Annotated in this window: 5 protein-coding genes and 1 pseudogene; 3 read left to right on the top strand and 3 right to left on the bottom strand. The window is 61.9% G+C overall.

What is annotated here, in order from left to right:
- Positions 1 to 144: 144 nt before the first annotated feature.
- Genes IB235_RS24435 through IB235_RS24425 form a run of 3 tightly spaced genes read right to left on the bottom strand, consistent with a single transcriptional unit; the run spans position 145 to position 1,940 of the window.
- A complete protein-coding gene (locus IB235_RS24435; protein WP_192338975.1) occupies positions 145 to 294 on the bottom strand; it encodes a hypothetical protein in 150 nt (49 codons plus the stop codon).
- A 9-nt stretch (positions 295 to 303) separates the two neighbouring features.
- Positions 304 to 1,071 (bottom strand): alpha/beta fold hydrolase, encoded by a 768-nt coding sequence (locus IB235_RS24430; RefSeq protein ID WP_192338973.1) that lies wholly within the window; start codon positions 1,069 to 1,071, stop codon positions 304 to 306.
- Between the two features lie 47 nt (positions 1,072 to 1,118).
- Complete coding sequence (locus IB235_RS24425; protein WP_192338971.1) at positions 1,119 to 1,940, bottom strand: alpha/beta fold hydrolase; 822 nt, start codon at positions 1,938 to 1,940, stop codon at positions 1,119 to 1,121.
- A gap of 133 nt (positions 1,941 to 2,073) precedes the next feature.
- On the opposite strand from IB235_RS24425, the gene IB235_RS24420 reads away from it, so the two are divergent.
- From IB235_RS24420 to IB235_RS24410, 3 genes and pseudogenes are all read left to right on the top strand, one after another.
- A complete protein-coding gene (locus IB235_RS24420) occupies positions 2,074 to 2,535 on the top strand; it encodes a MarR family winged helix-turn-helix transcriptional regulator (RefSeq protein WP_192338969.1) in 462 nt (153 codons plus the stop codon).
- Between the two features lie 225 nt (positions 2,536 to 2,760).
- Positions 2,761 to 3,192, top strand: coding sequence for a hypothetical protein (locus IB235_RS24415; RefSeq protein ID WP_225612613.1), 432 nt, complete (start codon positions 2,761 to 2,763; stop codon positions 3,190 to 3,192).
- 64 nt (positions 3,193 to 3,256) lie between these two features.
- Positions 3,257 to 3,800 (top strand): annotated as a pseudogene (locus IB235_RS24410) (IS5 family transposase); the annotation flags it as partial.
- Positions 3,801 to 3,971: the final 171 nt, after the last annotated feature.

Below are 3,971 nucleotides of genomic sequence, written 5' to 3'. Positions count from 1 at the left end.
GCCTCACACCGCCCATGGCGGGAAGCCGCCCGCCGTGGTCTACTTCAACAGCATCGAAACTGATCGGCAGGCGCAGGCAGTAGCTTAAATCAGCCGGAAATCTGTCCAAGGAACGGGGAGTAGCTCACAATGCGACCTGGATGCTCATGCCATCCCCACAAGCTGGACGCAAAGCCGGTTCGTCTCTCGCTTGGAGAGGGGCGCAAAGGCCCCGGCGCTGGTCGCGATGTCAGCTTCGGGCAGATGGTCGAACCCATTGCTGAGACGCAGCCAGAGCCGCAGGCCTGCGATCATGGTCGCCCTTTACTGCGCGGCCTCCACGATAAGATCGGCCACGGCCTGGGGCTGGGAGACCATCACGACATGGGAGGCCCCCTCGACCACCACGGTGCGTTTCGAGCCGGCGCGCTCGGCCATGAAGCTCAGGGCCTGCGCGGGGATGTTCTTGTCGCCGTCACCATAGACAAAGAAGGAAGGCAGCGATTTCCATGCGGGCTCGCCGGACTTCTCGGTCAGCGCAGCTTCGGTGATCGGACGCTGGCCCACGGCCATCAGTGCCGCATCCTCGGCCGGAACATCATGGGCAAACTGGTCATGGAACTTTGCCTGATCGATCGAAAGCTCGACCCCGCCCCCGGCCAGCTTCACCGGCGCAGCCAGCGCCTGCCCAAGGGTGCCGCCGGGGAACTTTCCGGCCAGCTCGGCCGCCGCTTCGCCGGCATCGGGCGCAAACGCCGCCACATAGACCAGCGACTTGACGTTGTCGTGCCCGTTCGCGGCGGTCGAGATGACCTGCCCGCCATAGGAGTGCCCGACAAGCACGACCGGCCCCTCGATGCCGTCAACGACGCTGGAGACGTAGGCCGCGTCGCCTGCGACGCTGCGCAGCGGATTGGCCGCGGCGACGACCTTGTAGCCATCCTTCTGCAGGATTCCGATCACGCCGTTCCAGCTCGACGAGTCGGCAAAGGCGCCGTGGACGAGAACGACCGTGGGCTTGGGTGATTGGGCATAGGCGGTTCCGGACAGCAGGGCACCGGTAACGGCAACAGCGGCGGCGAGTTTCGACATGATTGGTTTCCTCGTAGGTGATATGGGGGATCGGGTTTGCAGGTGGTTCAGGCGCGGATGAACGCCAGGACATCGGCGTTGAAACGGTCGGCCTCGGTTTCTGCCAGCCCGTGCGACCCGCCGGGATAGATTTTCAAGGTCGCATCCGCGACGATCTCGGCCGCACGATGGGCGGATGCCGCAATCGGCACGATCTGGTCGTCGTCGCCGTGGATGATCAGGGTGGGTCGGTCGATCCGCTTCAGGTCTTGCGTGTAATCGACCTGCGAGAACTCGTGGATGCAGTCGTACTGGCCCTTGATGCCGCCCTGCAGGCCGATCCGGCGGAAGTTTTCGCGCAGACCCTCGTTGCTGGCGACGCCGTCGCGGTTGAAGCCGTAGAAGGGGACGGTCAGATCGAAGAAGAACTGCGAGCGGTTCTTTGCGGTGTTGGCGCGAATTTCGTCGAACACGGCCAGAGGCGTGCCGTTCGGGTTTTCCGGCGTCTGCAGCATCAGCGGCGGGACTGCGCCGACCAGAACCACCTTGGCGACACGTTCGGTGCCATGGCGACCGATGTAGCGCGAGACTTCGCCGCCGCCGGTCGAATGGCCCACAAGGATCACATCACGCAGATCCAGCGCCTCGATCAGCTCGGCCAGATCATCGGCATATTGGTCCATGTTGTTGCCGGCGAAGGTCTGGTCCGAACGACCATGGCTGCGGCGGTCATGGGCGATGACCCGGAAGCCGTTCTGGCTGAAGAACAGCATCTGCTGATCCCAGGCATCAGACGACAAGGGCCAGCCGTGGGCGAACAGGATGGGCTGGCCAGTGCCCCAGTCTTTGAAGAACAGGCGCGTTCCGTCGGCGGTGGTGAAGTCGGTCATGTTAGTCTCCCCGGTCAGTTTCGTTTGTGCACAATCAATTGGTGTACGGTGTATATGCCGATGATTCGGCCTCCTGTCAATCGCTTGCAATTCAATCGTGCACGAATTATTTTTGTCATGAAAGGAGACTGCCATGACTGAGACCGCAGGCACCCCGGATCATGTCGCGCCCCAAGTGACGGACATGCTGTGCTTTTCCATCTATTCCGCCGGACACGCCTTCACGCAGCTTTATCGCCCGCTTCTGGGCAAGATCGGGCTGACCTATCCGCAATACCTCGTCATGCTGACACTGTGGCGACGGGACGGTCAGAACGTGAAAGAGCTGGGAAACACCCTTTTCCTTGACTCGAGCACGCTCACGCCACTGCTGAAGCGTCTTGATGCAGCGGGACTGATCACCCGGAAACGAAACCCCAAGGACGAGCGCGAGGTGCTGCTGACCCTGACGGAGGAAGGCCGCGCGCTGCAAAGCGAAGCCGCCGACGTCATGAAGTGTGTCGAGGACGCGCTCGCGCTTAACGGCGAAACGATCGACGCCATCAGGGCCTCGGTCGACGATATCAGGGACAGGCTGCAGGGCAACCGGGAGTAAGGTAGGGTGAAGGTACGGGTCGCTGCGGATAGGGCTCGCCTTCAGCGAAATCTCCCCCGGCCTTGGCGCATCGAAACCGCGGTGACGTACAATGGAGCTTCTCTGTGCGGCGAGCGGAAGCACCTGATCGAACGACGGGCGAACTGCCGCCTACGCCCGAAATCGTGAGGGGCAGAAAACGATGCGCGCGCGTTATATCCCGTCGACATATTCAGGAGCATGAACATGGCGCTCACATCAAAATATCTGGCCGCAGCATTGGTGCTCGCCACGCTCGGCGTCGCACCGGTGGCGGCAGATCCCGGAAACGGGAAAGGCCATGGCGATGGCAACGGAAAGAAGAACGCGCAGAAGCACGAGGATCGTGGTCGTCACAGCGATCGTGCAAGGGCGAATTATGTTGCCGATTGCCCGCCCGGTCTTGCAAAGAAGAACCCGCCATGCGTTCCGCCCGGACAAGCCAGGAAATACGGAAACCGGGTCGGCGACACTCTTCGCATCGGGGATTACATCGTCGTTCGGGACCCAAGCCGCTATGATCTGGAGCGGCGGCGCGGATGGGAGTATTACCGCGATGACGACCGGATCTACCGCGTAGACAGCGGCACCAGAAAGGTGCTGGCGGTCATGAACGTTATCGATGCCTTTACCAACTGAGGGGCTTTGTTGCGCAAAGAACGATGGGATTCATCTCGTGAATCCAGTGTGGTAGCTGGTCTACATGAGCAGACCGATCCCGCCGAAGTACAAGACCAAGAACTGGCCGACCTACAATGAAGCCCACAAGCCGCGCGGCTCCCTGACGATCTGGTTCGATCCGGACATGGCGTGGGTGCCGCCGCCGACCGGCGAGCCGCGAAATACAGCCTCAGTATAGCGACGCCGCGATCCAGACCTGCCTTACGATGAAAGTGCTGTTCGGCATGGCGCTTCGTCTGACGACCGGCTTCGTCGAGAGCCTGTTGCGCCTGGTCGGCCTCGAGTGGACGGTGCCGGATTTCAGCACGCTGAGTAGGCGCCAGAAGACCCTGGCCGTCCGCATTCCCTACCGTGGCTCGCCGGGGCCGCTGAACCTGCTGATCGACAGCACCGGCATCAAGGCCGAGGGCGAAGGCGAGTGGCATGCCCGCAAGCATGATGGCGGGAAACGCCGCCTTTGGCGCAAGATCCACATCGGCGTGGATGAACAGACGCTGGAGATCCGAGCCATAGAGGTCACAGGGAGCCGTGTGGGCGACGCCCCCGTCCTGCCCGAACTGCTGGACCCGAGACAACATTTACGCAACTCAGCCTGTTTTCGATCATGCTCATCGGGCTGTGGCTGATACTACGTGGAGCATCGCGAAGCGCAGGGCTTATTGCATCAAGAGCGCCCCTCGTGCGTCCTGTCGTGGCCGGGGATGGATCCGCGCATCATCACCATCAGGACAATGTTC

The organism is Paracoccus sp. PAR01, assembly GCF_014851995.1.
In the GTDB taxonomy this organism is placed as follows: Bacteria; Pseudomonadota; Alphaproteobacteria; order Rhodobacterales; family Rhodobacteraceae; genus Paracoccus; species Paracoccus litorisediminis.
Note: the sequence above shows the minus strand (reverse complement) of the source record. Positions and strands in the feature narration are given on the sequence as shown.

Bases quoted from the DNA above. Each gene is read 5' to 3' on its own strand.
- IB235_RS24435 (WP_192338975.1), bottom strand. From the start codon at position 294: ATGATCGCAGGCCTGCGGCTCTGGCTGCGTCTCAGCAATGGGTTCGAC.
- IB235_RS24430 (WP_192338973.1), bottom strand. From the start codon at position 1,071: ATGTCGAAACTCGCCGCCGCTGTTGCCGTTACCGGTGCCCTGCTGTCC.
- IB235_RS24425 (WP_192338971.1), bottom strand. From the start codon at position 1,940: ATGACCGACTTCACCACCGCCGACGGAACGCGCCTGTTCTTCAAAGAC.
- IB235_RS24420 (WP_192338969.1), top strand. From the start codon at position 2,074: ATGACTGAGACCGCAGGCACCCCGGATCATGTCGCGCCCCAAGTGACG.
- IB235_RS24415 (WP_225612613.1), top strand. From the start codon at position 2,761: ATGGCGCTCACATCAAAATATCTGGCCGCAGCATTGGTGCTCGCCACG.